This window comes from Mesorhizobium sp. B2-3-2, from assembly GCF_006442295.1.
Classification (GTDB): Bacteria; Pseudomonadota; Alphaproteobacteria; order Rhizobiales; family Rhizobiaceae; genus Mesorhizobium.
In genome coordinates this window covers 110,537-135,292 of the sequence record NZ_VFWA01000002.1, presented here as the reverse complement: position 1 = coordinate 135,292, position 24,756 = coordinate 110,537, and the positions used below count along the sequence as shown (strand labels likewise).

28 protein-coding genes and 1 pseudogene are annotated in these 24,756 nt (G+C 63.9%); 15 read left to right on the top strand and 14 right to left on the bottom strand.

Going from position 1 to position 24,756, the window contains the following annotated elements; translation table 11 throughout:
* Window positions 1-99 precede the first annotated feature (99 nt).
* Window positions 100-1,077 carry a tripartite tricarboxylate transporter substrate-binding protein gene (locus tag FJ964_RS05880; RefSeq protein ID WP_140549521.1) on the bottom strand — a complete coding sequence of 326 codons (978 nt, stop codon included), beginning with the start codon at window positions 1,075-1,077 and terminating at the stop codon, window positions 100-102.
* Between the two features lie 199 nt (window positions 1,078-1,276).
* On the opposite strand from FJ964_RS05880, the gene FJ964_RS05875 reads away from it, so the two are divergent.
* The gene (locus tag FJ964_RS05875; RefSeq protein WP_224624040.1) at window positions 1,277-2,125 is read left to right on the top strand and encodes an IclR family transcriptional regulator; all 849 of its coding nucleotides are present in this window, start codon (window positions 1,277-1,279) and stop codon (window positions 2,123-2,125) included.
* Window positions 2,126-2,145: 20 nt separating this feature from the next.
* On the opposite strand, the gene FJ964_RS05870 is transcribed toward FJ964_RS05875, so the two are convergent.
* Window positions 2,146-2,682 carry a GNAT family N-acetyltransferase gene (locus FJ964_RS05870; RefSeq protein WP_140549520.1) on the bottom strand — a complete coding sequence of 179 codons (537 nt, stop codon included), beginning with the start codon at window positions 2,680-2,682 and terminating at the stop codon, window positions 2,146-2,148.
* Between the two features lie 310 nt (window positions 2,683-2,992).
* Here FJ964_RS05870 and FJ964_RS05865 point away from each other — a divergent pair, with 310 nt between their 5' ends.
* The 3 genes from FJ964_RS05865 to FJ964_RS05855 all read left to right on the top strand — a co-directional run bounded on the left by FJ964_RS05865 (window position 2,993) and on the right by FJ964_RS05855 (window position 6,055).
* Window positions 2,993-3,970 carry a tripartite tricarboxylate transporter substrate-binding protein gene (locus tag FJ964_RS05865; protein ID WP_140549519.1) on the top strand — a complete coding sequence of 326 codons (978 nt, stop codon included), beginning with the start codon at window positions 2,993-2,995 and terminating at the stop codon, window positions 3,968-3,970.
* Window positions 3,971-4,062: 92 nt separating this feature from the next.
* The gene (locus tag FJ964_RS05860; protein WP_140549518.1) at window positions 4,063-4,524 is read left to right on the top strand and encodes a tripartite tricarboxylate transporter TctB family protein; all 462 of its coding nucleotides are present in this window, start codon (window positions 4,063-4,065) and stop codon (window positions 4,522-4,524) included.
* A 22-nt stretch (window positions 4,525-4,546) separates the two neighbouring features.
* Window positions 4,547-6,055 (top strand): tripartite tricarboxylate transporter permease, encoded by a 1,509-nt coding sequence (locus FJ964_RS05855; protein ID WP_140549517.1) that lies wholly within the window; start codon window positions 4,547-4,549, stop codon window positions 6,053-6,055.
* A gap of 1 nt (window position 6,056) precedes the next feature.
* Here the strand turns inward: FJ964_RS05855 and nth are convergent, their stop codons facing one another.
* Window positions 6,057-6,860: an endonuclease III gene (gene nth / locus FJ964_RS05850; protein WP_140549516.1), complete on the bottom strand. Its 804-nt coding sequence runs from the start codon at window positions 6,858-6,860 to the stop codon at window positions 6,057-6,059.
* A 22-nt stretch (window positions 6,861-6,882) separates the two neighbouring features.
* Between nth and FJ964_RS05845 the strand changes: the two genes are divergently transcribed.
* Window positions 6,883-7,377 carry a DUF2244 domain-containing protein gene (locus tag FJ964_RS05845; protein WP_140549515.1) on the top strand — a complete coding sequence of 165 codons (495 nt, stop codon included), beginning with the start codon at window positions 6,883-6,885 and terminating at the stop codon, window positions 7,375-7,377.
* Between the two features lie 47 nt (window positions 7,378-7,424).
* Here the strand turns inward: FJ964_RS05845 and FJ964_RS05840 are convergent, their stop codons facing one another.
* The gene (locus FJ964_RS05840) at window positions 7,425-8,240 is read right to left on the bottom strand and encodes a class I SAM-dependent methyltransferase (RefSeq protein ID WP_140549514.1); all 816 of its coding nucleotides are present in this window, start codon (window positions 8,238-8,240) and stop codon (window positions 7,425-7,427) included.
* Window positions 8,241-8,353: 113 nt separating this feature from the next.
* On the opposite strand from FJ964_RS05840, the gene FJ964_RS05835 reads away from it, so the two are divergent.
* The 4 genes from FJ964_RS05835 to FJ964_RS05820 all read left to right on the top strand — a co-directional run bounded on the left by FJ964_RS05835 (window position 8,354) and on the right by FJ964_RS05820 (window position 12,473).
* Window positions 8,354-9,232 carry a bifunctional helix-turn-helix domain-containing protein/methylated-DNA--[protein]-cysteine S-methyltransferase gene (locus FJ964_RS05835; protein ID WP_140549513.1) on the top strand — a complete coding sequence of 293 codons (879 nt, stop codon included), beginning with the start codon at window positions 8,354-8,356 and terminating at the stop codon, window positions 9,230-9,232.
* A gap of 162 nt (window positions 9,233-9,394) precedes the next feature.
* Window positions 9,395-10,300 carry a ribokinase gene (locus tag FJ964_RS05830; protein WP_140549512.1) on the top strand — a complete coding sequence of 302 codons (906 nt, stop codon included), beginning with the start codon at window positions 9,395-9,397 and terminating at the stop codon, window positions 10,298-10,300.
* A gap of 10 nt (window positions 10,301-10,310) precedes the next feature.
* The gene (locus FJ964_RS05825) at window positions 10,311-11,750 is read left to right on the top strand and encodes an amidase (protein WP_140549511.1); all 1,440 of its coding nucleotides are present in this window, start codon (window positions 10,311-10,313) and stop codon (window positions 11,748-11,750) included.
* 108 nt (window positions 11,751-11,858) lie between these two features.
* A complete protein-coding gene (locus FJ964_RS05820; RefSeq protein ID WP_140549510.1) occupies window positions 11,859-12,473 on the top strand; it encodes a LysE family translocator in 615 nt (204 codons plus the stop codon).
* A 166-nt stretch (window positions 12,474-12,639) separates the two neighbouring features.
* On the opposite strand, the gene FJ964_RS05815 is transcribed toward FJ964_RS05820, so the two are convergent.
* A complete protein-coding gene (locus FJ964_RS05815; RefSeq protein WP_140549509.1) occupies window positions 12,640-13,581 on the bottom strand; it encodes a nucleoside hydrolase in 942 nt (313 codons plus the stop codon).
* A gap of 301 nt (window positions 13,582-13,882) precedes the next feature.
* On the opposite strand from FJ964_RS05815, the gene FJ964_RS05810 reads away from it, so the two are divergent.
* Complete coding sequence (locus tag FJ964_RS05810; RefSeq protein ID WP_137932813.1) at window positions 13,883-14,308, top strand: Hsp20 family protein; 426 nt, start codon at window positions 13,883-13,885, stop codon at window positions 14,306-14,308.
* Window positions 14,309-14,384: 76 nt separating this feature from the next.
* Window positions 14,385-14,654: a DUF1150 family protein gene (locus FJ964_RS05805; protein ID WP_140549508.1), complete on the top strand. Its 270-nt coding sequence runs from the start codon at window positions 14,385-14,387 to the stop codon at window positions 14,652-14,654.
* A 69-nt stretch (window positions 14,655-14,723) separates the two neighbouring features.
* Here FJ964_RS05805 and ptsN read toward each other — a convergent pair whose 3' ends face one another.
* The 6 genes from ptsN to lptC form a co-directional block, all read right to left on the bottom strand.
* Window positions 14,724-15,188 (bottom strand): PTS IIA-like nitrogen regulatory protein PtsN, encoded by a 465-nt coding sequence (ptsN, locus tag FJ964_RS05800; protein WP_135898701.1) that lies wholly within the window; start codon window positions 15,186-15,188, stop codon window positions 14,724-14,726.
* A 58-nt stretch (window positions 15,189-15,246) separates the two neighbouring features.
* Window positions 15,247-15,846 carry a ribosome-associated translation inhibitor RaiA gene (raiA, locus tag FJ964_RS05795; protein WP_140549507.1) on the bottom strand — a complete coding sequence of 200 codons (600 nt, stop codon included), beginning with the start codon at window positions 15,844-15,846 and terminating at the stop codon, window positions 15,247-15,249.
* A gap of 265 nt (window positions 15,847-16,111) precedes the next feature.
* Window positions 16,112-17,638 carry an RNA polymerase factor sigma-54 gene (rpoN, locus tag FJ964_RS05790; protein ID WP_140549506.1) on the bottom strand — a complete coding sequence of 509 codons (1,527 nt, stop codon included), beginning with the start codon at window positions 17,636-17,638 and terminating at the stop codon, window positions 16,112-16,114.
* A 194-nt stretch (window positions 17,639-17,832) separates the two neighbouring features.
* The gene (gene lptB, locus FJ964_RS05785; protein WP_140500202.1) at window positions 17,833-18,651 is read right to left on the bottom strand and encodes an LPS export ABC transporter ATP-binding protein; all 819 of its coding nucleotides are present in this window, start codon (window positions 18,649-18,651) and stop codon (window positions 17,833-17,835) included.
* The gene (locus FJ964_RS05780; RefSeq protein ID WP_140549505.1) at window positions 18,651-19,235 is read right to left on the bottom strand and encodes an LptA/OstA family protein; all 585 of its coding nucleotides are present in this window, start codon (window positions 19,233-19,235) and stop codon (window positions 18,651-18,653) included. Before FJ964_RS05780 ends, lptB begins: the two co-directional genes overlap by 1 nt.
* The gene (lptC, locus tag FJ964_RS05775) at window positions 19,222-19,935 is read right to left on the bottom strand and encodes an LPS export ABC transporter periplasmic protein LptC (protein ID WP_140500206.1); all 714 of its coding nucleotides are present in this window, start codon (window positions 19,933-19,935) and stop codon (window positions 19,222-19,224) included. The genes FJ964_RS05780 and lptC overlap by 14 nt, the downstream gene beginning before the upstream one ends.
* 384 nt (window positions 19,936-20,319) lie before the next feature.
* Here lptC and sppA point away from each other — a divergent pair, with 384 nt between their 5' ends.
* The 4 genes from sppA to FJ964_RS05755 all read left to right on the top strand — a co-directional run bounded on the left by sppA (window position 20,320) and on the right by FJ964_RS05755 (window position 23,051).
* The gene (gene sppA, locus FJ964_RS05770; protein ID WP_140549504.1) at window positions 20,320-21,276 is read left to right on the top strand and encodes a signal peptide peptidase SppA; all 957 of its coding nucleotides are present in this window, start codon (window positions 20,320-20,322) and stop codon (window positions 21,274-21,276) included.
* Window positions 21,277-21,356: 80 nt separating this feature from the next.
* A complete protein-coding gene (locus FJ964_RS05765; protein WP_006200394.1) occupies window positions 21,357-21,641 on the top strand; it encodes an integration host factor subunit beta in 285 nt (94 codons plus the stop codon).
* 53 nt (window positions 21,642-21,694) lie between these two features.
* A complete protein-coding gene (locus tag FJ964_RS05760) occupies window positions 21,695-22,027 on the top strand; it encodes a DUF1049 domain-containing protein (RefSeq protein ID WP_140549503.1) in 333 nt (110 codons plus the stop codon).
* A gap of 58 nt (window positions 22,028-22,085) precedes the next feature.
* Entirely contained in the window at window positions 22,086-23,051 is a 966-nt protein-coding gene (locus tag FJ964_RS05755; RefSeq protein WP_140549502.1) for an ornithine cyclodeaminase family protein, read from the top strand.
* On the opposite strand, the gene FJ964_RS05750 is transcribed toward FJ964_RS05755, so the two are convergent.
* The 3 genes and pseudogenes from FJ964_RS05750 to FJ964_RS05740 all read right to left on the bottom strand — a co-directional run bounded on the left by FJ964_RS05750 (window position 23,048) and on the right by FJ964_RS05740 (window position 24,664).
* Window positions 23,048-23,485 (bottom strand): EVE domain-containing protein, encoded by a 438-nt coding sequence (locus tag FJ964_RS05750; RefSeq protein ID WP_140549501.1) that lies wholly within the window; start codon window positions 23,483-23,485, stop codon window positions 23,048-23,050. The genes FJ964_RS05755 and FJ964_RS05750 overlap by 4 nt on opposite strands.
* Window positions 23,482-23,877: a VOC family protein gene (locus FJ964_RS05745; protein ID WP_140549500.1), complete on the bottom strand. Its 396-nt coding sequence runs from the start codon at window positions 23,875-23,877 to the stop codon at window positions 23,482-23,484. Before FJ964_RS05745 ends, FJ964_RS05750 begins: the two co-directional genes overlap by 4 nt.
* Before the next feature lie 101 nt (window positions 23,878-23,978).
* Window positions 23,979-24,664: pseudogene (locus FJ964_RS05740) on the bottom strand (YafY family protein).
* Between the last annotated feature and the right edge of the window lie 92 nt (window positions 24,665-24,756).

Genomic DNA, 24,756 nt, shown 5'->3' with positions numbered 1-24,756 from the left:
TAGCCAGCATTCATCCTACCTTCATCCCCGGTGGATCGCATGTCCATGCGATCGGCGGGAGGAAAAAGGGCGGACCATGGCCCGCCCCCTTCAGGCAAATCAGGCGAGCCCGAGATCCTTGAGGATGGCTTCGATGCGGGCCGTATCCTCGGCGAGGAACTTCGCATAATCGTCGCCGGTGAGCAGGATGGGCGTCCAGTTGCGGTTCTTGCATTCCTTGGCCCAGGCATCGCTCTTGGCCATGGTCTCGACCAGCGTGATCATCGCCGCCTTGTCGGTATCGGAGACGCCGGGGGGTGCGAAAACGCCGCGCCAGTTGAACAGTTCGACGTCGATGCCGGCTTCCTTCAGCGTTGGCGCATCGATGCCCTCCTGCCGCTTGTCGGCGGAAATGGCGAGCAGCCTGAGCGCCCCTGCCTTGACCTGTTCGGAGAACTCGCCGAAGCCGGAAATGCCCGCCGCCACCTGGTTGCCGAGCAGCGCCGACAGGGCCTCGCCGCCGCCCGCGAACGGCACGTAGGACAGGTTTGTCGCCGGCACGCCCGCCGTCTTGGCGATCAGGCCGAACAGGATGTGGTCGGAGCCGCCGGCCGAACCGCCGGCAACGGGAACCTTCGTCGGATCCTCTTTAAGCGCGGCGACGAAATCGGCGGCCGTCTTGAACGGCGAGGCCGCCGGCACCACCAGCGCTTCGAACTCGCCGGTGAGCCGGGCGATCGGCGTGACCTGCGTCAAATTGTTGGCAGCCTTGTTGGCGATGATGGCGCCGACCATGACCATGCCGCCAACCATCAGCGAATTGCCCTTGCCGTTCCATTGACTGATGAATTGCGGCAGCCCCACCGTGCCGCCGGCGCCGCCGACATTGGTGATCTGCGAGCCGGAGATCAGCTTCTCGCTGCGCATCACCTGGTCCATCGTGCGCGCGGTCTGGTCCCAGCCGCCTCCGGGCGCCGCCGGCACGAAAATCTGTATCTGCGGCGTGCCTTGGGCAAGGGCGGGAGAAAGACGCGACGCCACCAGCCCGGCGGCCCCCGCGGCAGCGGTGCTCATCAAAAATCTGCGTCTGTTCAGCATGGGATTCCTCCAAATCACGACACCTCCTCCGGTGCCCGCCAAAAACGCGCCTGAAACCAGACCCGCGCTTGAGTTCAAGCAGACTTTACCGCGTTCCGTCAACAGGAACGATATTCTGCTGGACAGAATGCTCGGGCTGCGCGACACAATCGCGCCGCTCGACCTTTGTTCGACTCGACCTTTGTTCGACTGGGGACCAATGAATTCGGCAGGCAAACCAGCTGGCATCGAAATCCGGAGCACGTCAGCCGATGGTGTTGCCGCGCTTGACCGGGCCATTGCCATCCTCGATGCATTCACCACGGCGGACCGCTCGCTCAGCCTTTCCGAGATCGCGGCCCGAACCGGCCTCTACAAGAGCACCATTCTGCGGCTGGCCAATTCGCTTTTGCGCGGACAATTGCTCGAGCGCCTGGACGACGGTCGTTACCGCATCGGACCAGCCAGCTTCCGGCTCGGCGCGCTCTATCAGCGTTCGGTCGTGGCGGTCGACATCCTGCTGCCGATCATGCGCGATCTCTGCGAGCTAAGCTGGGAAAGCGTTGCGTTCTATGTCCGCTCGGGGGACGTGCGCACCTGCCTCTATCGCGTCGAGTCCAAGCATCCTATCCGCTACACGATCCGCGAGGGTGACGTCCTGCCGCTGCTTGTGGGCTCCGGCGGGCGTGTGCTGGCGGCGTTTTCCGGACAGCCGGGCGAACCCTACGAAACCATCCGCAAGACATGCAACTGCCTCGCCATCGGCGATCGCGACCCCCAGACGGGAGGCGTGTCGGCGCCGGTGTTCGGGCCCGGACGCGTGCTGATTGGCGCCTTGACCCTGGCCGGCCCGAGCACACGCGTCGACGCGGCCTTCCTGCGGCGCATGCGACGGCCGCTGCTCGAGGCGGCGGCCCGCGCCACCCGCGCCTTCGGCGAGGATGCCTCGATGCTCGATGAAGCGGCCCGCGAAGCCGCGGTGCAAACAGATATGGCCAGTCCCGGCGCGGTGATCAGGAGCAGACGGCGTTCTCGGATCATTTCGACGCCCTTGCGGAACGACCGCTGATTTAGACACTTGCCGAGTGCTCAGACCAGCCGCTCCAGCAGGATCATCGGAGCATCGTGATAGACGGTCCTGGCCAGTTCCCGGTGACCGCACTTCCTCGCCACATTCAATGAAGCGGTGTTTTCGGGGTCGATGATGCAGACGGTTTTCGCACGTCCGAACGTCTCGTCGCCCCAGTCATGCACGCGGCTTACGATCTCGGTGGCGAGGCCGGCGCCGTGAGCGGCCGGAGCGAGCGCCCACCCGGCCTCCGGAATGCCCTCTATCGACGGCTCCATGTCGCGCTTGAGATCGTGAAACCCGGCCTCGCCGATGAAACGGCCCGTCGCCTTCTCCTCGATCGCCCAGAAACCATAGCCGAGCAGCGACCAGAGGCCGGCGTGACGCAGGAAGCGCATCCAGCTCTCTTCCCGGGTGCGCGGCTTGCCGCCGATGAAGCGGGTGACGACCGGATCGGCCCACATGGCGACATAGGCGTCGAAATCCTCCAGCCGGTGCGCTCGCAGGACGGCGCGCGCCGTTTCGATAACCGGAACGCCGCTTGTGTGATGGTTCATGGGTCGCCCTCGCTTAAACCTGCAAAGCACCTAGCAAATCACCCGCCGCGAACAAGGGCCAGGCCGGGGCGGATCATCTTCCAGACAGAATGCGCGCTCGTTTGGGTGGCCCGATCCAGCCGGAACGGTCGTTCCTCCGATGGTCCGGCCGCGCCTCATGGGCAGCCAGCCAGAACGGTTGCGGATATCAGCACTTTGCCATTTGAGTACGATTGCAATCTGTTAGCCTGCCCTAGTTGTACCCGTGCAGCCGGTGTCGAGGAGAACTCTGCGCAGCGGTTGAAGATTTAAGCTCTGGGAGGAAATCACGATGAGAAGATTTGTCGCCGCTCTGGCTGCCGCCGTGGCCGTCACGCTTTATCCAGTCGCCGCAGGCGCGCAAACCTATCCCGAACGCACCATCACCGTCGTGGTGCCGTTTGCGGCCGGCGGCCCGACCGACACGGTCACACGTCTCGTCGCGGAAGCCATGTCGAAGGATCTCGGCCAGCAGGTCATCGTCGAGAATGTCGGCGGCGCCGGTGGCACGCTGGGCGCGGGCCGCGTCGCCAAGGCCGAGCCGGATGGCTACACCCTGCTTCTCCATCACATCGGCATGGCCACCAGTGCCACACTCTACCGAAAGCTCGCCTATGACACGCTGAACGCCTTCGAATATGTCGGCCTCGTCACCGAGGTGCCAATGACCATCGTTGGCCGCAAGGACCTCGAGCCGACCGATTTGAAGGGACTGGTCGAGTATGCCAAGGCCAACAAGGATAGCGTCACCGTAGCCAATGCCGGCATAGGTGCTGCCTCGCATCTCTGCGGCATGCTGTTCATGAGCGCTATCAAGACGCCCCTGGTCACCGTCCCCTACAAGGGCACCGGCCCGGCCATGACCGACCTCCTCGGCGGCCAGGTCGACATCATGTGCGACCAGACGACCAACACCACCAAGCAGATCCAGGGCGGTACGATCAAGGCCTACGCCGTCACCTCGCCGGAGCGCCTCGATGTGCTGCCCGATGTCCCGACGACGACGGAAGCCGGCCTTCCCGACGTGCAGGTCAGCATCTGGCACGGCCTTTATGCCCCCAAGGGCACTCCGGCGGCGATCACCGAACGGCTGTCGAAATCCCTGCAGGTCGCGCTGAAGGACGAGAACGTCGCCGCCCGCTTCGCCGAGCTCGGCACCAGGCCGTCGCCCGAGGCCGACGCGACGCCGGCCGCGCTGAAGGCCAAGCTGGAAAGCGAAATCATGCGCTGGAAGCCGATTATCGAAGCTGCCGGCCAGTACGCCGACTGAGTTTTGAACGGGGCGCCGCCGGCGCCCCGTTTTCGCTTCGGCCCCGCTTTCGCTTCGACATCGTCGCACGCCCGCAGCCTGGGAGGAACGTCATGAAGGCTTTCGCAATCGACAGGACGAACGGCATATGCGCTGCGCTGTTCATCGTTTTCGGCACATTTTTCGCGTTGCAGTCGCTCGGCCTCGAAATAGGCACCGCCTTCCGCATGGGGCCGGGCTATTTCCCGCTGGTGCTGGCGATCGTACTGATCCTGCTTGGCCTCGTCATCCTCGTCCAGGCGATGCGATTCGAGGGCGATCCGATCGGCTACATTGCGTGGCGCGGCTCGCTGTTCATCCTTCCCGCTCCGATCTTCTTCGGCCTTACGGTGCGCGGCCTCGGCTTCATTCCGTCAATCTTCCTGACGGCGTTGATCGCATCGTTTGCCAGCGGCCGCATGAAACCGCTGACCGCGTTCGTGCTGTCGGCCGGCCTGACGCTATTTGCATTCCTCGTCTTCAGCTACGCGCTCGGCCTTCCATTCCAGCGCTTCGGCCCATGGCTGGCTCCGTAGCTGCCATTGTGAGGAGATGAGCATGGAGCTCCTCGACAATCTGGCGCTCGGCTTTTCGACCGCTTCATCGCTGACGAACCTTGGCTTCTGCCTGATCGGCGTCCTTCTTGGCACGCTGATCGGCGTCCTGCCCGGGATTGGCGCCACCGCGACCATCGCCATGCTATTGCCCATCACCTTCCAGATCGGCGACCCGGTTTCCTCCCTCATCATGCTCGCCGGCATCTATTACGGCGCGCAATATGGCGGCTCGACCACAGCAATTCTCATCAACATGCCCGGCGAATCGTCCTCGGCGGTCACCGCGATCGACGGCTATCAGATGGCCAGGAACGGCCGCGCCGGCGCGGCACTCGCGATTGCGGCGATCGGTTCGTTCTTCGCCGGCACGGTGTCGACCTTCCTCGTCGCCATCTTCGCCCCGCCGCTGACCTCGATCGCGCTGGAATTCGGCGCGGCCGAATATTTTTCGCTGATGGTCGTCGGCCTTGTCTCGTCGGTCGCGCTTGCCCACGGTTCGATCGTCAAGGCGCTGGCGATGGTCGTGCTCGGCCTGTTGCTCGGCATTGTCGGCACCGATATCTACACCGGCACACCGCGCTTCACGCTCGGTATCCCCGAATATGCCGACGGATTGAATTTCGTCGCCGTGGCGGTCGGCGTCTTCGGCATCGCCGAGATCCTGCGCAATCTCGAGAACGAGCATGAGCGCTCGGTGATGATCCGAAAGGTTTCAGGGCTCATGCCCACCCGCGACGACTTCAGGCGCATGGCGGCGCCCATCGTGCGCGGAACCATCATCGGTTCAGCGCTCGGCATCCTGCCCGGAGGCGGCGCGATCCTCGCGGCCTTTGCCTCCTACACGGTCGAAAAGCGCGTATCGAAAAACCCGCAAGAATTCGGCAAGGGCGCGATCGCAGGCGTCGCCGGGCCGGAATCGGCCAACAATGCCGGCGCGCAGACCTCCTTCATCCCCATGCTGACGCTCGGCATTCCAGCCAATCCGGTCATGGCGCTGATGATCGGCGCGATGATCATCCAGGGCATCGTGCCCGGCCCCAATGTCGCGACCGAACAGCCGGCGCTTTTCTGGGGCATTATCGCCTCCATGTGGATCGGCAACCTGATGTTGATCGTCCTGAACCTGCCGCTGATCGGGCTCTGGGTGAAGCTGCTCACCATCCCGTACTACGTGCTTTTCCCGATCATCATGGCGTTCTGCTCGATCGGCGTTTACAGCGTCAACACCAATGTCTACGACCTCTACGCCGTCGCCTTTTTCGGCTTCCTCGGCTATCTCCTGACCAAACTGCGCTGCGAACCCGCGCCCCTGCTGCTCGGCTTCGTGCTTGGCCCCCTGCTTGAGGAAAATCTCCGCCGGGCCATGATTCTGTCGCGTGGCGATCCCAGCGCCTTCGTGACGAGACCGATCAGCGCCGGCCTGCTCCTCATCGCGCTCGCCGTGCTCGTCATCGTCTTCCTGCCCGCGGTCAAGAAGAAGCGCGAAGAGGTGTTTGTGGAGGAGAGTTAACTTATTGAATTCCGCTGGCTTCCTCGAGCGGTGCGATCTCGACCAGCGGCGCCGGCACGCTGGTCGTCTTTTCCTGCGCCTTGCAGAGGTCGGCGATGACGCAGGCCGGGCAATCCGGCTTGCGCGCCTTGCAGACGTAGCGGCCATGCAGGATCAGCCAGTGATGCGCGTGGCGCATATATTCGTCGGGAATGATCTTCAACAGCCCCTGCTCGACCTGTTCGGGCGTCTTACCGGGCGCCAGTCCTATGCGGTTGCCGATGCGGAAGATGTGCGTGTCGACGGCCATCGTGTACTGGCCGAAGGCCATGTTGAGCACGACATTGGCGGTCTTGCGTCCGACCCCCGGCAACTTGACCAGTTCGTCCCGGCTGTCCGGCACCTCGCCGCCATGATCTCGAATCAGCGCCTGCGACAGCGCGATGACATTCTTGGCCTTGTTGCGCCACAGACCGATGGTCCTGATATAGTCGCCCACCCTGGCCTCACCCAGATCGAGCATTTTGCTCGGCGTATCGGCGACCTTGAACAGCGCCCGCGTCGCCTTGTTGACGCCGGCGTCGGTCGCCTGCGCCGACAGCACGACGGCCACCAGCAGCGTAAAGGCATTGACATGTTCGAGTTCGCCCTTGGGCTCCGGCCGCTGGACGGCAAAGCGTCGGAAAATCTCGTGCACCTCCGCCGGACTGTAGAGCGGCCTGGATCGGGCGGGCCTCGGACGCGGCTTGACGTTCGAGCCGTCGCGCCGTCCAGGCAGTAGCTTCTTTTCGGATTGTGCGGGTACTTTGGACTTGGGGCTTGCCATTTCCTTCCTATAATATCCAGATATGGACGATACAAACGCCTCGTTCCAGGCGGACGAACCCTTCTTCAGCGCCTTGCTGACCCCGCACCGGTCTCTGGGCAAGACCGGCTTCGCCGTGCTGATGGGCGCGCTGCTGTTCGGCTGGCTGGTGACCGGGGCTTTTTTCCTGTCGCGCGGCGCCTGGCCGGTTTTCGGCTTCTTCGGTCTGGACGTTGTCGCCGTCTATATTGCCTTCCGCATCAACTACCGTGCCGCCCGCGCCCGCGAGGAGGTGTCGATCTCGCGCACCAGCCTCGATATCCGCAAAACCGCCCCGTCGGGAAAATCGGAAGCGCACCGCTTCAACCCGTTCTGGGCGCGCTTTTCGGTCGCCCGCCACGCCGAAATCGGGATCACCCGGATGGCGGTCGAGGCGCAGGGACAAACCGTGCCGATCGGCGGCTTTCTCGACCCCGATTCCCGCGAAAGCTTCGCCACCGCCTTTTCACGTGCGCTCGCCACCGCCAAGGCGCGCTAGCCGAAACGGTTTGCGTCCGGACCGCTTCGAACAAGTGGTACGACGACTTAGAAGCGATAGCGCAAAAGCCTGCCGATCTTGCGCAGTGCGGGAATGTGTTTCCAAAGCCGAACGAACAGCTGCGCGGACCAGCCCATGCGGGCGGCATGTTCAGGTCTATAGGCCGGAATGTCTTCGATGAATCGCAGCTTCGGGACAGCCAGTTCCAGTTCGTGCGGATCCTCGATCGCCCAGTGAACCTCGGCGCCTGTCGCCTTGACGGCCGGATTGAGGCGCAGCAGCTTCAGGCCGAAACCGCTGTAAGCGTCGAAAATCAGGTCGCCGCCGGCAAGATGTATGACCAGGCGCGAGAACAGGCGGAATCCTTCCTCGGCCGGGAGATAGGGCGTCAGCCCCTCCGCCACCACGATGGCCGGTCGGTTGCGGGGCACTTCAACCAGCCAGTCCGGTTCAGTTACCGACGAAGCGATGAGGCGGTAGCGGTCGCGCGGCGGGTATAGCTTGCGCCTGAGTTCAATGACTTCCGGATAGTCGACATCGAACCAGTCAACGCCTGGTGGCGGACCGACCCGGAAGATGCGCGTGTCGAGCCCGCACCCCAGATGCAGCACGATGGCCCCAGGATTTCTGGCCAGAAACTCCTCGACGCGGACGTCCAGCGTCTTTGCCCTGATCGCCAGGCCGATGCCGAGATTTTTGTCGACCTTGAGCCTTGAGAAATCATAGTCGATCTTGCGCACCGCCTCGTCGGCGAAACGATCCCCAAGCAGCGAATGGGGCATCCGGCTTTCCAGCGCCTTGCCGTAGAGCGTCATCAGCAAGGTTTCTTTCGCTCCGGCGAGATTTACCTTTTCGCCCGCCATGGCGACTCCTGGGCTCAAAACCAGAGTTTATCTGGGTATGCGGCGCAAGAAGGCAAGTTTCGGGTGGCGATCGGCGCCCCAAGGGCTGATATTCCGGCTCAAGGAGAAGTCCCATGAGCACACAGACAGCAGTCCTCAAGAAGGACATCACGCCCGAAGGCAACGACTACGAAATCGTGCGCCGCGCCATCGAGAAGATCAGCCTCGACTATCGCGATCAGCCTTCTCTCGAGGAGCTTGCAGAGGAGGTCGGCGAGACGCCGACCGGCCTGCAGAAGCTGTTCACACGCTGGGCAGGCCTGTCGCCCAAGGCATTCCTGCAGGCGGTGACGCTGGACCATGCCCGCAGGCTGCTCGATTCCGGCATGCCGCTGCTCGAAACCTCGTTCGAGCTCGGCATGTCCGGCCCCGGCCGGCTGCACGACCTGTTCGTCACCCATGAGGCGATGTCGCCGGGCGATTACAAGACGCGCGGCGCCGGGCTCACCATCCGCTACGGCTATCATACCTCGCCATTCGGCACCGCCCTGATCATGGCCACCGACCGCGGGCTTGCAGGCCTCGCCTTCAGCGATCCGGGCGAGGAACGCGCCGCTTTCGCCGATATGTCCAGCCGCTGGCCGAATGCCGTCTATGTCGAGGACATGGCCGCGACCGGTCCCTACGCCGCGCGTATCTTCGACCCGACGCTGTGGCGCCCGGACCAGCCGCTGCATGTCGTGATGATCGGCACCGACTTCCAGGTTCGCGTCTGGGAGGCCTTGCTCCAGATTCCGATGGGCAAGGCTCGCACCTATTCCTCAATTGCCGCCAGCATCGGCGCGCCAAGCGCCAGCCGCGCCGTCGGCGCCGCCAACGGCGCCAACCCGCTCTCCTTCGTGGTGCCTTGCCACCGCGCCATCGGCAAGTCCGGCGACCTCACCGGCTACCACTGGGGCCTGACCCGCAAGCGCGCCATTCTGGGCTGGGAGGCTGGACAGGTCACCTCTTGAAATCGGGAACGCCGGCGAACCTGCCGCCGGCATTGTCATGCCGAATACGACGACGCCCGCTGACTCGCACAGTGCGGCGCCACGGCGCTTGCCATATCGACATGCACTGGAAAGCAACGATCTTACAGGATAGCTTCCCGCTCATTCATGAGGAGGCATTCCTTGATCATCGTCGTCGGCTCGATCAATCTCGACCTTATCGCCAATGTCGACCGCTTGCCGAGCCCTGGCGAGACGGTGAGCGGCTCCGGTTTCGCCACCGCGCCCGGCGGCAAGGGCGCCAACCAGGCGTTGGCCGCCGCGCGCGCCGGCGCCAAGGTGCGTATGGTGGGAGCCGTCGGCAAGGATAATTTCGCCGTCGAGGCCCTGGCCCTGCTGCGCCAGGCCAGGGTGGATTTGTCTGGCGTGGGCGAAACTTTTGCCTCGACCGGCACCGCGCTGATCATGGTCGGCGACGATGGCGAGAACATCATCGCCGTGGTGCCGGGTGCCAATGCTTCCGTGGTGCCCGGAGACCTCTCCAAGACCTTTCTGAAAAAGGGCGATGTCGTGCTCCTGCAACACGAGATCCCGCTCGCGACCGTCGAAGCCGCGCTCGATCAGGCAAGCGCGGCCGGCGCCGTCACCGTGCTCAACACCGCGCCCTTCCATCGCGACGCAGCCGGCTTGCTCGGCAAGGCCGACTATGTCGTCGCCAATGAGACCGAGTTCGACCTCTATGGCGAGGTGCTGTCGCTGAGCGGGCGCGACCGCGCGGCACGGATGGGCGACTTTGCCGGGAAAACCGGCCGCACCATCGTCGTCACGCTCGGCGGCGACGGCGTGATGGCGGCGACGCCGACCGATTCCCTGACGGTTCCCGCATTGAAGATCGCCCCGGTCGATACGGTTGGTGCAGGCGACACCTTTTGCGGCTATTTCGCCGCCGGCCTGTCGTCGGGCCTGCCCCTCGAGCAGGCGCTCGCCCGGGCCGGCGCGGCCGGCTCGCTGGCATGCCTGAAGCCGGGCGCCCAGCCGGCCATCCCGTTGGCCGCCGATGTCGACCAGGCACTCCTGAAATCCCGCTGAGACGACCAGAATGCGCCCCCAGACGAAGCATGCCGCGCCACCGGCCGGCGACATATGCCGCCTGTCCGCCGTCGAACTGACCGACGCGATCCGGCAAAGGAAACTTTCGGTCCGTGAGGTGGTGACGGCATTCCTCGACCGCATCGAAACCGTCAATCCGCTCGTCAACGCCGTCGTTTCCTTGCGCGATCGTAGCGATATCCTGCGCGAGGCCGACACAGCCGATGCCCGTCCGGACCGGGCCGGTGCGCTCTTCGGCCTGCCGATCGCGGTCAAGGATCTCGCAATGACCCGCGGCCTGCGCACTTCCTTCGGCTCGCCGATCTTCGCCGATTTCGTGCCCCAGGAGGACGATTTCTTCGTCGAGCGCATGCGCAAGGCTGGCGCCATCATCATCGGCAAGACCAACGTTCCCGAATTCGGCCTCGGCTCCAACACCTACAATCCCGTGTTCGGCCCGACGCTGAACGCGTTTGATCCAGCTTTGAGCGCCGGCGGCTCGAGCGGCGGCGCCGCAGTGGCACTGGCGCTGGACATGGTGCCCGTCGCCGATGGCAGCGACTTCGGCGGCTCGTTGCGCAATCCAGCCGCCTGGAACAATGTCTATGGCTTCCGGCCATCGCAGGGGCTCGTCCCCGGCGGCCCGGACGTCGAGGCCTTTCATGCCCAGATGGGCGTCGATGGGCCGATGGGGCGCAATGTCGGCGACATGGCGCTGCTGCTCGACGTGCAGGCGGGCTATCATCCGCACGCGCCCTTGTCCTATGAGAAACAAGGCTCCTTCCTCGAAGGCCTGCGGATGCCCGCCAAAGGCGGCCGTGTCGCCTGGCTCGGCGATCTGGGCGGGCATTTGCCCATGGAGCCCGGCATCCTCGAGCTCTGCCAGGCCGCGCTCGAGCGCTTCGAGGAGGCGTCCTTCAAGGCCGAGGCACTGGTGCCGGACTTCGATTTCGAGGCCTTGTGGCAGGCTTTCGTGACGTTGCGCCAGGCAAGCAGCGGCTGCGCGCTGAAAGTGCATTATGACGACCCCGCCAGGCGCGCCCTGTTGAAGCCCGAAGCCGTTTGGGAGGTGGAGAACGCGCAACTCCTGACAGCGCCCCGGATACGCGCCGCCTCGGTCGTCCGCACCTCCTGGCATCGGACGCTGCTGTCGCTGTTCGACCGCTTCGACCTCATTGCATTGCCGACCGCGCAGGTCTTTCCGTTCGACGCCGGCACCCATTGGCCGCGCGAGGTCGCCGGCCGGCCGATGGACAGCTATCACCGCTGGATGCAGGTTTCGGCGCTCGCCACCATGGGCGGCTGTCCGGCCGTTAGCGTGCCGGTCGGCTTCGACGCCAAAGGCCGGCCGATGGGCATGCAACTGATCGGCAGGCCGCGCGGCGACATGGCCGTGCTGAAGGCGGCGGCGGCCTATGAAGCGACGCTGCCGTGGCCGCCCGGAGCCTGAGCCGGTTCGTTGCGGTGTCGCGGCTTCATGTGCCGGCTTGCACCGGCATCGTCGTCATGCATTGATTGTAGGACGCCGCGCAGGCGGCATTCTGCCCGAGGGAAAATCATGTCGCTGGAACTCTATGCCGCCTATGTCCTCGCTTGCGTCGTCATCATCCTGGTGCCTGGGCCGACGGTCACGCTGATCATCGCCAACAGCATCCGCCATGGCTCCCGCGCCGGCCTGGCCAATGTCGCCGGCACGCAGGCCGGCCTGGCGGTCATGATCGCCATCGTCGGCATCGGCCTCAACACGCTGATATCGGGCATGGGGCACTGGTTCGAATGGGTGCGGCTGATCGGTGCCGCCTACCTGATCTGGATGGGCGTCCAGATGTTCCGGTCCAAGGGCGAGCTGAACGCCGACGGAACAGCGCGGAAGCCGCGCGGCGGGTTTTTCCTGCAGGGCCTGCTGGTGGCGCTCAGCAACCCGAAGACGCTGATCTTCTTCGGCGCCTTCTTTCCGCAATTCATCGCGCCGCAAGGCAATTATTCGCTGCAGATCGTCGTCATGGGCCTCACCGCCATGATCTTCGCCGCCATGTCGGATTCGACTTATGCGCTGGCCGCCGGCCGCGCCGGTCGCATCCTGTCCGCCCGCCGCGTCAAGCTCCTGTCCAGGATCAGCGGCAGCTTCATGGTCGGCGGCGGCCTGTGGCTGGCGTTTTCGCGGTCGAAGTGAGCACCGCCGCCTTTCCTTCCCCCCTTGTGGGGGAAGGTGGATCGGTGCGCAGCGCCGAGCCGGTTGAGGATGTGTGACGGAGTTTGGCGTTCCCTGGAACACCTTCATCCGACCTCGCTTTGCGAGGCCGCCTTCTCCCGCAAGGGGAGAAGGTAAGGAGGCGAATCTAAAGCCGCCCCAGCCTTTCCACCAGCAGCGCGAAGAAGCCGTCATGGTCGATGTCGCCCATCACCTTGGCGTTCTTTTCCCGCTTGGTGACGCCCCACCAGTCGATCACGGTCATGCCCATGGTCAGTTCCGAGCTGGTTTCCACGCTGACATTGCAGTTGCGGCCTTTGAACAGCTCCGGTTTCAACAGGTAGGCGATGACGCAGGGGTCATGCAGCGGCCCGCCATCGGTGCCGTATTTCTCCTCGTCGAAACGCTCGAAAAACTCCAGCATCTCGGCCGTTGCGGTACCGACCTTGGTGCCGAGCTTGCGAAAGGCCTGGGTGCGCTTGGCGGTGGTCAGCGCCTTGTGGGTGACGTCGAGCGGCATCAGCACGATCGGAATGCCGGATTTCAACACCACCTCGGCCGCGTGCGGATCGACATAAATGTTGAATTCGGCCGCCGGCGTGACATTGCCGCCTTCGAAGAAACCACCGCCCATCAGGATGATTTCCTTGATGCGCGGCGCGATCCTGGGCTCGCGGATCAGCGCCAGCGCGATATTGGTGAGCGGCCCGAGAGCGCACAGGGTGATGCTGCCGCTCTCTTCCTTCATCAGCGTCTCGACGATGAAATCGACGGCGTACTTATCCTGCAGCTTCATCGTCGGTTCGGGCAATTGCGGCCCGTTGAGGCCGGTTTGGCCATGCACCGCCTCGGCCGTAACCAGTTCACGCGCCAGGGGACGGACGGCGCCGGCATAGACCTTTATGTCGGGTCGGCCGGCCAGTTCGCAGATCTTGCGGGCGTTCTTCTCGGTAAGCTTCAGCGGCACGTTGCCGGCTACGGCTGATATGCCGACGATCTCCAGTTCGGGGCTGCCAAGCGCCAGCAATATGGCGACGGCATCGTCCTGGCCAGGATCCGTGTCGATGATGATCTTGCGTGTCTGGGGCATTTCAATTCCTTGTTTGGCCATGAGCTCATGCGTCCGAGCGAGCATGCGAAACGCACCGAACCGGCCTTGAGCTGCCGAACCGCTCCGCCCGGGGGACGAATCCCGGCGCAGCGCTTCTCCTTGCATCTCACTGCCGTTTCAAGCGCCATGTCGATCATTCTTGTGAGTCCACGACGTGGTCTTTTTGGGCGGGTGTTTTGATGGCTTGAACTTGGTCGTGGGGCGGACCATATCAAGAGCATCGGGAAAAATGCCATCTGGGTTTTTCCAGTTTATGTCGCTCTTGAGAGGACAATGTAACATGAGCCGAATGACGCCTTTCTCCAGCCCGCTTCTCCTGGGTTTCGACGCCATGGAAAAGACGCTGGAGCGCTTGGCGAAGTCCGGCGACAGCTATCCTCCTTACAACATCGAGCGGCTCAGCGGCGCCGACGGCAAGGCCGAAAGGCTGCGCATCACGCTCGCTGTCGCCGGTTTCGCCGAAAGCGATCTCGATGTCACCACGGAGGAAAACCAGTTGGTCGTGCGCGGTCGTCAGACCGACGATACCGAGCGCGAATTTCTTCATCGCGGCATCGCCGCACGCCAATTCCAGCGCTGTTTCGTGCTGGCCGATGGCATGCGGGTGATCGCGGCGGAGCTGAAGAACGGCCTTTTGTCGATCGATCTCGATCGGCCCGAAGCCGAGCGGCTGGTACGGAAAATAAACATATCGGTGAAAGACTGATCTTTGCCGATGGCTCTCATGCGGGATGGCCTACTGCCCAGGACCAGGGCGGCGTCTCGCGGCAAGGAGGCTTGAAATGACCAGAACTGACCGAAATCCTACCCAAAATCCCACCATGACCAGCGGTGAATTCGCCCATCTCGGCGAGGGCTCTGTCGCTTATCTGCGCAAGGTCACGAGCGAGGAACTGCTCGGCCGCTTCCCGGGCATTGGCGAAATCGCGCCCGGCATGGAATTGTGGGCGCTGTTTGCCGCCAATGGCCAGCCGATCCTGCTTTCGGATGCGCGCGACCGCGCGCTGGCCGGCGCCATGGAAAACGACCTGACCACGGTCGCCATTCATTAACACGATTTCCCGCTGAAAACGAACGGGGCCGCCCGTGGCGGCCCTCGACCATCGTTCATCCAGAAAACGTCAGGCCGCGTGCGAGGCCTGGGTGTCCGACAAAAGCGCGTGGATCGCCACGGCGTCGCGCGTTCCTCTGATCTTGGCCACCGTATCGGCATCGCGCAGCACCCGCGCGATGCGCGACAGCGCCTTCAGATGATCGGCGCCGGCCCCTTCAGGGGCCAGCAACAGGAACACCAGATCGACCGGCTGGTCGTCGAGCGCCTCGAAATCGACCGGCGTCTCCAGGCGGGCGAACACGCCGGCGATGCGCTTCACGCCGGCCAGCTTGCCGTGCGGAATGGCGATGCCGTTGCCGACTCCGGTCGAGCCGAGCCGCTCGCGCTGCAGGATGGTGTCGAACACCTCCCGCTCCGGAATGCCTGATATCGCGGCCGCCCTCTCCGACAGCAATTGCAGAAGCTGCTTCTTGGAGTTCGCCTTCAACGCCGGCAATATCGCCGGAACGTTGATGAGATCGCTCAGATCCATGCTTGAAAATCCCTTGTTCGCCTGCCGTCACCAGTCCCCACCCCTCGTGCGGCCGGTTTTATCCCTGTGCGACCTCGGTCGTCACCTGTGCGACCTTGGTCGTGGACGGGTCGATCCAGCCGATGTTCCCATCCGGCCGGCGATAGACGATGTTGACGTGATCGTTTCCGGCGTTGCGGAAGACGAAGACCGGACTGTCCTTGGTGTCGAGTTCGATGACCGCCGACGCCACCGACATGGTCTTCAGCGTCATGGTCGATTCGGCGACGATGGCCGGCGCAAAATCCTCCGGAATGTCCTCGTCGTCATCGGCAAGCGGCGCCATCACCGTGTAGGCGATATCGGTGAGCTCGCCATTGCCCGAATTGTGCGATTTCAGCCGGCGCTTGTAGCGCCGAAGCCGGGTTTCCAGACGATCCGCCGCGGCCTCGAAAGCCAGCGTCGGGTCCTGGGCATCGCCGGTCGCCTGCAGCGAAGCGCCGGAATCCAACCGGATCATGCAATCCGCCGAATAGCGCGAGCCCGATTTGATGACGGTGACATGTCCGGCAAAGCCGCGGTCGAAATATTTGCCAATCGCCTCGCCGACACGATCGTTGATGCGCGTACGGAACGCATCGCCGATATCCATGTGTTTTCCCGATATGCGCAGATTCATCTGAAAACTGACCTTCCTTGCTCAGGCTTCAAACTGGCCGGAGTTTATACTCGTGGTCCGTGCGCACAAGCTTTGCGGCGTCACTCGCGCCGATTTAAATCCAAACTTTCCGGTTGATCACAAGCCGCCTTCTTGACCATCCCTAGGCCATTGTCGTGACGGACCATCCGCTAGCGGGCGTCGAGCCCGTCTCATGCGGGCGGGCTTCTAGCCACTTCACCGCAGCTTGTCAATGAAGCGCGAACGCTGTGGAAAATCGCCGAACCTAGCGCCCGGCGCTGGCAAGGGCCCGCTTCTCGCGCCGGCGCTGCACCGAGGACGGGATATTCATGCCTTCCCTGTATTTGGCGACCGTGCGTCTGGCGATGTCGACGCCGCTTTCGCGCAACATGTCGACGATCGCGTCGTCGGACAGGACGTCGACGGTTTTTTCCTCGTCGATCAATTGCTTGATGCGGTCGCGCACCGCTTCCGACGAATGCGCCTCGCCGCCGCCCGACGCGGCTATCGAGGCGGTGAAGAAATAGCGCAGTTCGAACACGCCGCGCGGCGTCAGCATGTACTTGTTCGCGGTAACCCGGCTGACGGTCGATTCGTGCATGCCTATCGCGTCGGCCACCGTGCGCAGGTTGAGCGGCTTCAGCTGGCGCACGCCATGGACGAGGAAGGCATCCTGCTGGCGCACGATCTCCGATGCGACCTTGAGAATGGTCTTTGCCCGCTGATCGAGGCTTCGCGTCAGCCAATTGGCGTTCTGCAGGCACTCGGCCAGGAAATCCTTTTCGGCCTGGTTCTTGGCGTGCGGCGAAACCTGGGCGAAATAGACGTGGTCGACCAGCACGCGCGGCAGCGTTTCGGCGTTGAGTTCGACAGTCCAACTGCCGTCATTGGCCGCGCGCACCTCGACATCGGCAATGACGGCGTCGCTGGCGCCGCCCGAAAATGCCATGCCCGGCCGCGGATCGAGCGCCCGGATCTCGGCCAGCATGTCGAGCAAGTCCTCCTCGTCGACGCCGCAGATCCGCTTCAGCGTGTGGAAATCGCGGCGCGCCAGGAGTTCGAGGTTGGCAATCAGCGCCTTCATCGCCGGATCGAGCCTGTCGCGCACGGCAAGTTGCAGCGACAGACATTCAGCAAGGTCGCGCGCGAACAGGCCGGCCGGCTCGAAGCTCTGGCACACCGACAGCACCTTGGCCACGGCGTCGGCGCTGCTACCAAGGCGCGAGGCTATCTCTGCCGTATCCGCGCGCATATAGCCGGTCTCGTCGAGGCCGTCTGCGAGTTCGCCGGCGATCAGGCGCGCCGCCGGATCGGCGAAGGCGAGCGCGATCTGCTCGCTGACATGATCGCGCAGCGTGATCGCGGTCGCCGCCATATCGCCGGCGTCGAAGCCATCGGACGAGGAAGTGCTGCCATTGCCGGTCGCCGATTTCCACTGCGCCGTGAGGTCTGGTCCGAGCCGCTCGCTGGTGCCCGGGTCGTCCGGGAACAGATTCTCCAGCGAAGTGTCGAGCTTTTCCGAGATCGCCTCGGCGCTCCATCCCGCTTCGGTCTCGAACCAGTCGCCGTCGGTGGTCGTTTCCGGTGCCGCCTCGGTCCTCGGCACCTGGTCGCCGGCGGCATCGTCCTGCGGCTCGGCGCGCTCCAGCAACGGATTGCGCTCGATCTCCTCGTCGATGAAGTGCTCGAGTTCGGCATGGGTGAACTGCAGCAGCCGGATCGACTGCATCAGCTGCGGCGTCATCACCAGCGACTGCGACTGTCGTAGCTGTAGTTTCGCCGCCAACGCCATGGTTCGGTTTCAAACGCCTCGTCTGCATCCGGACTGCCGGAAGGAATTTCGCGAACCGATAGAAACTGGCCCGGCTTTTGCTTGTCAAGGCAAACGCTAGCAAAACCCGCTTACCGGAGCGTTATCCCGGAGCAAAATCGCGAGAAAACGGCCCCTGACAGGCAAAAAATCGCGTCAGGAAACAAATTTCACGCTCAAAGCGTGAATCCCTCGCCCAGATAGAGCCGCCGCACATCGGGATTTGCGACCACCTCGTCGGCCCGGCCGTGAGTGAGCACCTGGCCGGCATGGATGATGTAGGCACGGTCGATCAGGCCGAGCGTCTCGCGCACATTGTGATCGGTGATGAGCACGCCGATGCCGCGCGCCGTCAGATGACGCACCAATTGCTGGATGTCGGCAACGGCGATCGGGTCGATACCGGCGAAAGGCTCGTCGAGCAGCATGTAGGCCGGGCGCGTGGCCAGCGCACGCGCGATCTCCAGGCGCCGACGTTCGCCGCCGGAAAGCGACATAGAGGGCGCCTTGCGCAGATGGCTGATGTGGAACTCCTCGAGCAGTTCGTCGAGGCTGCGCTCGCGCTCCTTGCGGCTCTTTTCGACCACTTCCAGCACGGCGCGAATGTTCTGCTCGACGCTGAGGCCGCGGAAGATCGAGGCCTCCTGCGGCAGATAGCCGATGCCCAGACGCGCACGCCGGTACATCGGCATGGAGGTGACATCGAAGCCGTCTATCTCGATCGTGCCCTCGTCCACCGGCACCAGGCCGGTGACCATGTAGAAACAGGTGGTCTTGCCGGCGCCGTTGGGACCGAGCAGCCCGACGGCCTCGCCGGCACGCACCCCGAGCGTGACGCCGCTGACCACCTTGCGACCCTTGTAGCTCTTGGTCAGGCCCTTGGCGATCAAGGTTCCCTTGAACTTCGCCTTATCGGCGGTGACCGTGGCCGGAGCCGAAACCTTGCCAGCGGCCCGCCCCGGAAGACGCGCCGTCAGCGACGACAGGCTGGCCATCAGGGGTTCGTCGCTCCCGATTTCGGCGGTGGCGTCATCGACATGATGACACGTCCGCCGCAGCCGTCGACATTGGCGAGGCCGGTCTTCATCTGCACGGTGAGCTTGCAGCCCTTGAGGACATTGGGGCCTTGCGACAGCACCACTTCCTTGCCGGACAGGACCAGCACCTGCGTCTTCATGTCGAAGGTGCCATTGTCGCCGGTCGCGATCTGGTCATTCGACTTGATGTAAACTTTTCCGCTGACTTCAAGGTGGTCGATGTTGGCGGAGCCGGTCATCGCCGCTCCCGCTGCTTCCGTCCCCTTTGCGGCCGCGTTCGGGTCCTTGACGTAGTAGACCATCATCTTGCCGGACTTGAGCAGGGTCGGACCCTGCACGACCGTGACGTTGCCGGTGAACACGGCGACGTTGTCCGCCTGCCGGACCTCCAGTTTGTCGCTCTCGATCTGGATGGGCTTGTCCCCCGATAGTTTGAGCCCGGACGCGCTCTCGGCGCTGGATTGCGCCAGCGCCGGCGCAAGCCCCAGCAAAAGCAGCGCCGAAGCTGCGGCGGCAACCCGTGTCGAACTAATGAGCCACATTCGCTTCTTCGCCCTTTGCCTCTGCCGCCTTCAGATTGGCGGGATCGATATTGACGCGCACTTTGTTCTCGAACACCAGAACCTTGCCATTGTCCTGCACCGACAAGGAATTCGCGGTGATCTGCGACCCGTCACGGCTAACGTCCACGGGATCATCCGTCTTCATAGTGCCTTTGCCCATGTCGAGGAAGACCGATTTGAACCTGGCCTGAAGGCCGTCGGTCGTGGCGATCGTGACGTCGCTGGTCAGGTGCATCGTATTGCCTTCGCGATCGTAGGTACCATGCGTGGCTTTGATCGCAGCGACATTGTCGGCCGCGATCGGCACCTTGGCGTCGATGCCGTCAAGTTCGATGATGCCTTGCGTGCTGACGTCCTGTATGGCGCGCAATGCCGTCATGGAATAGGGCAATTTCTGCTTGGTGAAGCCGTTGAGCTTGGGGTTGGCCATTACCAGCTTGCCGTTGGAAAAGGCGGTGCCTTCCGCCTGGACCGCGACGGACACCGGTGCGGCGAGGTAGGAATAGACCGGGAAGGCGATGGCGATCAACGCCGCCAGCACCGGCACGGCGAATTTGAGCACGCGCACGCGGCGCGAATGCCGCCGTGCGCGATCGAACGCGTCCCCCCTCGCCGGGCCGTCCGCCGGTGGAGCCAACTCCGTCTCGGTGCTGCTCGCTTCACTCGTTCGCGCTAACATAACTGCTTTCTTCTAAAAATCCCTGCCCGCCGGGCAACACCGCCTATAGGTGGGACGTCGGCGCTTTCAAGCAAGCACAAGCCGACGAAAACCGCGAAAATGTGACAGTTACGGCCGTGCAGATCAGAACGGATCGACACCGACAGCCCTGCTTCATAGCAGAAATAGACGTCTAGCGTACATTTTTCGTTACCGCCGGCTCTCCCCTTTACCTGCCGTTCGTTTCACGGACCAATCACGAAGCCGACGTCTTGGCGGACGCTGACGCGCACTTGCCTCGCGTGCGCCGCGCGCGGATTGCCGCGTCATGCGCAGACGGAATTGCTTCCAGACCGGGACGTCATGGTCTAAAAGCATCTCTTTCCATCGACCGTGAGGCTGACCATGGCATTGAGAGCCGACGACCTGATCGACCGCCGCCGCTTGCGGCGTAAGCTGACTTTCTGGCGCGTTGCGGCCATCGCCATCGTTGCGCTCGGCATCATTGCGATCTCGGCCTGGTTCTATCGCGATGATTTCAGCGGCTCGGCCGTCGATCATATCGCCAAGGTCAGGATCGAAGGCACCATCACCGAGGACGACGAGTTGATCAAGCGGCTGGAAACCATCCGCAAATCGTCAAGAGTAAAAGGCGTGATCCTTGCCATCGATTCCCCCGGCGGCACGACGGTCGGCGGTGAATCGATCTATGAGGAGGTGCGCAAGCTCGCCGCCGACAAGCCTGTCGCGGCCGAGGTCGGCACGCTCGCCGCGTCGGCCGGCTACATGATCGCGAGCGCCACCGATCACATCGTCGCCCGCAAGACCTCGATCGTCGGCTCGATCGGCGTGCTGATCCAGTATCCTGATGTCAGCGGCCTGATGGACAAGCTCGGCGTCAAGCTGGAGGAAGTGAAATCCTCGCCGCTCAAGGCCTCGCCCTCGCCTTTCAAGCCGACCAACGACGACGAGCGCGCCATGGTCCGCAAGCTCATCCTCGACAGCTACGACTGGTTCGTCGGCATCGTCGCCGAACGCCGCAAGATGACCCGCGAGCAAGCGCTGGCGCTCGCCGACGGATCGATCTTCACCGGTCGCCAAGGGGTCGCCAACGGCCTGATCGACGCTGTTGGCGGCGAGACCGAGGCGATCGACTGGCTGGCGACCAAGGGCGTCGACTCGAAACTCAACGTGGTCGAATGGAAGAACACGGAGCGGCGCGGCGGCTTCCTGTTGTCCAAAGCGGTGGTGAGAACGATCGCCGGCGCGCTCGGCCTGCCGGACTACAGCGGCGATATCATCCATGAACTTGGCGCCGACCGCTTGTTTCTTGACGGTCTCGTTTCCGTCTGGCACCCTTGAGATGCCGTTTGGGGTGGATGAAAAAGCAAACAAAATCATCCTCATAATTTCGACCGCACTGATTTCAGGGGACCCGTCCGATGATCAAGTCCGAACTTGTGCAGATTATTGCCACGCGCAATCCGCATCTTTTCCTGCGCGACGTTGAAAACATCGTCGGCGCGATTTTCGACGAGATCACCGACGCGCTCGCCGAAGGCAACCGGGTCGAACTGCGGGGCTTCGGTGCTTTTTCGGTCAAGAACCGCCCCGCCCGCACCGGCCGCAACCCGCGCACCGGCGAATCCGTCGAGGTCGAGGAGAAATGGGTGCCGTTCTTCAAGACCGGCAAGGAACTGCGCGAAAGGCTGAATGGCGGAAAGTAGGCGCGACGCCAGACCGGCCCTTCCCGGGAGGCCGGTTTCCGACGGAAAACATCATGCTCAATCGCTTCATGCTCATCGTGGTCTTCGTGCCCCTGGCGATCATCCTGATCGCGCTGGCCGTCGCCAATCGCGAACTCGTCGCCTTCACGCTGGATCCGTTCAATCCCGGCAATCCGGCGCTGACGCTCACTTTGCCGCTGTTCATCTTCCTGTTCCTGGCCCTCGCCGTCGGCATGGTCGTCGGCAGCCTGGCGACCTGGGTCAAGCAGGGACGCTACCGCAAGCTGGCGCGCCAGCGCGGCGTCGAGGCCGAGAACCTGCGCCAGGCGATCGGCCGCGCTCCGTCGACACCGCAGGGACCGGTTCTGCCGAAGCCGACCAACTGACCGCCGCACGGCGCTGTGGGTCCTCTCGGGCCCGCGATTTTCTTCACGGAGTTTTCCCATGCTGACCATTTCGGCCGCAGAGGTCGACCAGGCGTTGACGTTCCCAGGGCTGGTGGAGACGCTACGCGTGGCTTTCCGTGACGGCGCGGTGCAACCCGTCCGGCACCATCACACGGTCGAACGGCCGGACGGTGCGCCCTCGACCTTGCTGCTGATGCCGGCCTGGACCGATTTCAACGCAGCCGGCATCTCGGCCGGGGGGCATATCGGCGTCAAGATCGTTACCGTCTCGCCCGACAACAATGCCATCGGCAAACCGGCGGTGATGGGGCTCTATCTCCTGCTCAACGGCGCCACCGGCGAACCGGAGGCTCTGATCGACGGCCAGCGGCTGACGCAATGGCGCACGGCCTGCGCCTCGGCGCTCGCCGCATCCTATCTGGCGCGCGAAGACGCTTCCCGGCTGCTGGTGATCGGGGCCGGCGCGCTGTCGCCCTTCCTCGCCAAGGCGCATTCCTCCGTGCGGCCGATCAGGACCATCCGCATCTGGAACCGCACCTTGGCCAATGCCGAGAAGGTCGCGGCCGCTTTGCGCGCCGACGGCTTGCCGGCAAGTGCCGCAACCGACCTCGATGCCGAGCTCGGCCAGGCCGACATCGTCTCGTCGGCGACGATCGCGACCGATCCGCTGATCAAGGGCGCCCGCCTGAAGCCGGGAAGCCATGTCGACATGGTCGGCGGCTTCACCCCGACAATGCGCGAAAGCGACGACGAGGCGATAAGGCGCGCCCGCGTCTATGTCGACACCCGCGCCGGCGCCACCAAGGAGGCGGGCGACATCGTCATACCGCTCGCTTCGGGCGTGCTGAAACCGGAAGCCATCATAGCCGACTTGCACGAGCTGGCGCGCGGCCAGAAGCAAGGGCGCCGGAGCGCCGACGAGATCACGCTGTTCAAGTCGGTCGGCGCCGCGCTCGAGGACCTTGCCGCCGGCATTGCCGTCTACAAGGCGCTCAGGACCTAGTTTACTGTCTCGGCTGGCTTAGCGCCCATTGCTTCGGCGATTACGGCGAAATCGGCCGCGCTTACCGAGAACAGGCCGAAGCGCAGTTGATACCCCCAATTCGGCTTGCCGGCCGTGAAGTCCAGCCTGTCGAGCAATGGCTTGATCGGCGCTTCCCCGGCCGCCGCCCAGTCGACATCGCGGCGAAAGGGCGTGAAGCCGCCGCCCATGTCGCCTTGATAGGGTTCTCCCTCCCGCACCGTGCCGATCGCCGTGAACGCCCGCAGCCCGTCTTTCTCGCCCAAAATCGTTGTCGGCGAATAATAAACAATGCCGTCCCCGGGCTGGACCCGCCGCAGCGGCGCCGCCTTGCCGTGGTTGACCTGCATGAAGCCGCCCTCGCGGCCGCGCCGGACGTGCTGCGCCGACGCCACCGCGATCCAATACGCGCTCATTCCTGCTCCCCGTCGGCCTGCTGCCCGTCCGACAGCCAATAGACCCGCAGGCGATGGTTGTCGGGATCGAGCGCAACGAAGGTGCGGCCGAAATCCATGTCGGTCGGCGTCTGCAGGATCTTCAGCCCGCGCCCCGACCAGTCGGCATGGGCGGCGTCGACTGCTTCGGGCGTATCCAGCGCAAACACGATCTCGGCGCCGCCACCGGCCACTGCCGCCGCCGGTTCTACCGTATGCTTCGACCACAGACCGAGTTTGAAACCGTTGTCGAGCACGAACAGCACGAAAGTCGGCGCGCTTTCGACCGGCTCGCGGCCGAGCAGCGCGCTGTAGAAGGCGCCGCTACGCTGCGGCTGGTCGACGTAGAGGATGACGAAATTGGGGGTGACCATGTCTGTTCTCCAGGGTTTGGACCGGGACAGACATAAAGCGCGCCACTGTCAGATTCTGGCAGTATCCGTCGTGGGAGGCGCCCTGGACAGCTTACACACCGCTAACGCCCTGGAGTGTCGAGCGTCGCCCGCCATTCCTTCAGCAGCGCCTGACGGCGGCGCGGATAGCGCAGGCCCGTCGTCTTGAGCTCGGCTATGCGATCGGTGCGAAAATGCCGGAAATCCTGCCGCATTTCGCACCACGCCACCACGACCCGCACCTTGTCGAAGAACCCAAGCGCGAACGGCCACACCACGCGCCGCGAGCCCGCGCCACCGGCATCGCGATAGAAGAAGTCCAGCTTGCGCTCGTTGCGGATCGCCTGCCGCACCAGGCCGAGATCGATGCTTTCGACAGTCGCGGCGGGCGGCCCGACCAGCAGTGCGGTGGCGTTGAGATCCTCGCGCAGATCATCCGGCAGCACCGACGCGATCTTGGCAAGCGCGTTGACGGCCGCTGCCGAAAGTCGCGGATCCGGTTGCTTGGCGACCCAACGCGAACCGAGCACGACAGCCTCGATCTCCTCGTCGCTGAACATCAACGGCGGCAACATGAAGCCGGGCTTCAGCACATGCCGAGCCCGGCCTCGCCCTCGATCGGCGCCCCCTGGCCTTGCAACGTCGCGATGTCGCGGTAAAGCGTGCGAATCGAAATCCCGAGTTCGTCGGCGAGCGACTGCCCGCTCACCGGCATACGGTGCCGGCGCAATGTCTGGATCAGGTCGAGCAGGCGTTCGGAGCGGGACATATCGAAGATTTGCCTGTTTCTTTGACATTGGTCCATCGCAAGCCGACATGACCAGGCGACGCCTGAGCGGCGGACTTGGTTGCGAAGCCGGT

Coding starts and splice junctions, on each gene's coding strand:
- FJ964_RS05880 (WP_140549521.1), bottom strand. CDS start 1,077: ATGCTGAACAGACGCAGATTTTTGATGAGCACCGCTGCCGCGGGGGCC.
- FJ964_RS05875 (WP_224624040.1), top strand. CDS start 1,277: ATGAATTCGGCAGGCAAACCAGCTGGCATCGAAATCCGGAGCACGTCA.
- FJ964_RS05870 (WP_140549520.1), bottom strand. CDS start 2,682: ATGAACCATCACACAAGCGGCGTTCCGGTTATCGAAACGGCGCGCGCC.
- FJ964_RS05865 (WP_140549519.1), top strand. CDS start 2,993: ATGAGAAGATTTGTCGCCGCTCTGGCTGCCGCCGTGGCCGTCACGCTT.
- FJ964_RS05860 (WP_140549518.1), top strand. CDS start 4,063: ATGAAGGCTTTCGCAATCGACAGGACGAACGGCATATGCGCTGCGCTG.
- FJ964_RS05855 (WP_140549517.1), top strand. CDS start 4,547: ATGGAGCTCCTCGACAATCTGGCGCTCGGCTTTTCGACCGCTTCATCG.
- nth (WP_140549516.1), bottom strand. CDS start 6,860: ATGGCAAGCCCCAAGTCCAAAGTACCCGCACAATCCGAAAAGAAGCTA.
- FJ964_RS05845 (WP_140549515.1), top strand. CDS start 6,883: ATGGACGATACAAACGCCTCGTTCCAGGCGGACGAACCCTTCTTCAGC.
- FJ964_RS05840 (WP_140549514.1), bottom strand. CDS start 8,240: ATGGCGGGCGAAAAGGTAAATCTCGCCGGAGCGAAAGAAACCTTGCTG.
- FJ964_RS05835 (WP_140549513.1), top strand. CDS start 8,354: ATGAGCACACAGACAGCAGTCCTCAAGAAGGACATCACGCCCGAAGGC.
- FJ964_RS05825 (WP_140549511.1), top strand. CDS start 10,311: ATGCGCCCCCAGACGAAGCATGCCGCGCCACCGGCCGGCGACATATGC.
- FJ964_RS05820 (WP_140549510.1), top strand. CDS start 11,859: ATGTCGCTGGAACTCTATGCCGCCTATGTCCTCGCTTGCGTCGTCATC.
- FJ964_RS05815 (WP_140549509.1), bottom strand. CDS start 13,581: ATGCCCCAGACACGCAAGATCATCATCGACACGGATCCTGGCCAGGAC.
- FJ964_RS05810 (WP_137932813.1), top strand. CDS start 13,883: ATGAGCCGAATGACGCCTTTCTCCAGCCCGCTTCTCCTGGGTTTCGAC.
- FJ964_RS05805 (WP_140549508.1), top strand. CDS start 14,385: ATGACCAGAACTGACCGAAATCCTACCCAAAATCCCACCATGACCAGC.
- ptsN (WP_135898701.1), bottom strand. CDS start 15,188: ATGGATCTGAGCGATCTCATCAACGTTCCGGCGATATTGCCGGCGTTG.
- raiA (WP_140549507.1), bottom strand. CDS start 15,846: ATGAATCTGCGCATATCGGGAAAACACATGGATATCGGCGATGCGTTC.
- rpoN (WP_140549506.1), bottom strand. CDS start 17,638: ATGGCGTTGGCGGCGAAACTACAGCTACGACAGTCGCAGTCGCTGGTG.
- lptB (WP_140500202.1), bottom strand. CDS start 18,651: ATGGCCAGCCTGTCGTCGCTGACGGCGCGTCTTCCGGGGCGGGCCGCT.
- FJ964_RS05780 (WP_140549505.1), bottom strand. CDS start 19,235: ATGTGGCTCATTAGTTCGACACGGGTTGCCGCCGCAGCTTCGGCGCTG.
- lptC (WP_140500206.1), bottom strand. CDS start 19,935: ATGTTAGCGCGAACGAGTGAAGCGAGCAGCACCGAGACGGAGTTGGCT.
- sppA (WP_140549504.1), top strand. CDS start 20,320: ATGGCATTGAGAGCCGACGACCTGATCGACCGCCGCCGCTTGCGGCGT.
- FJ964_RS05765 (WP_006200394.1), top strand. CDS start 21,357: ATGATCAAGTCCGAACTTGTGCAGATTATTGCCACGCGCAATCCGCAT.
- FJ964_RS05760 (WP_140549503.1), top strand. CDS start 21,695: ATGCTCAATCGCTTCATGCTCATCGTGGTCTTCGTGCCCCTGGCGATC.
- FJ964_RS05755 (WP_140549502.1), top strand. CDS start 22,086: ATGCTGACCATTTCGGCCGCAGAGGTCGACCAGGCGTTGACGTTCCCA.
- FJ964_RS05750 (WP_140549501.1), bottom strand. CDS start 23,485: ATGAGCGCGTATTGGATCGCGGTGGCGTCGGCGCAGCACGTCCGGCGC.
- FJ964_RS05745 (WP_140549500.1), bottom strand. CDS start 23,877: ATGGTCACCCCCAATTTCGTCATCCTCTACGTCGACCAGCCGCAGCGT.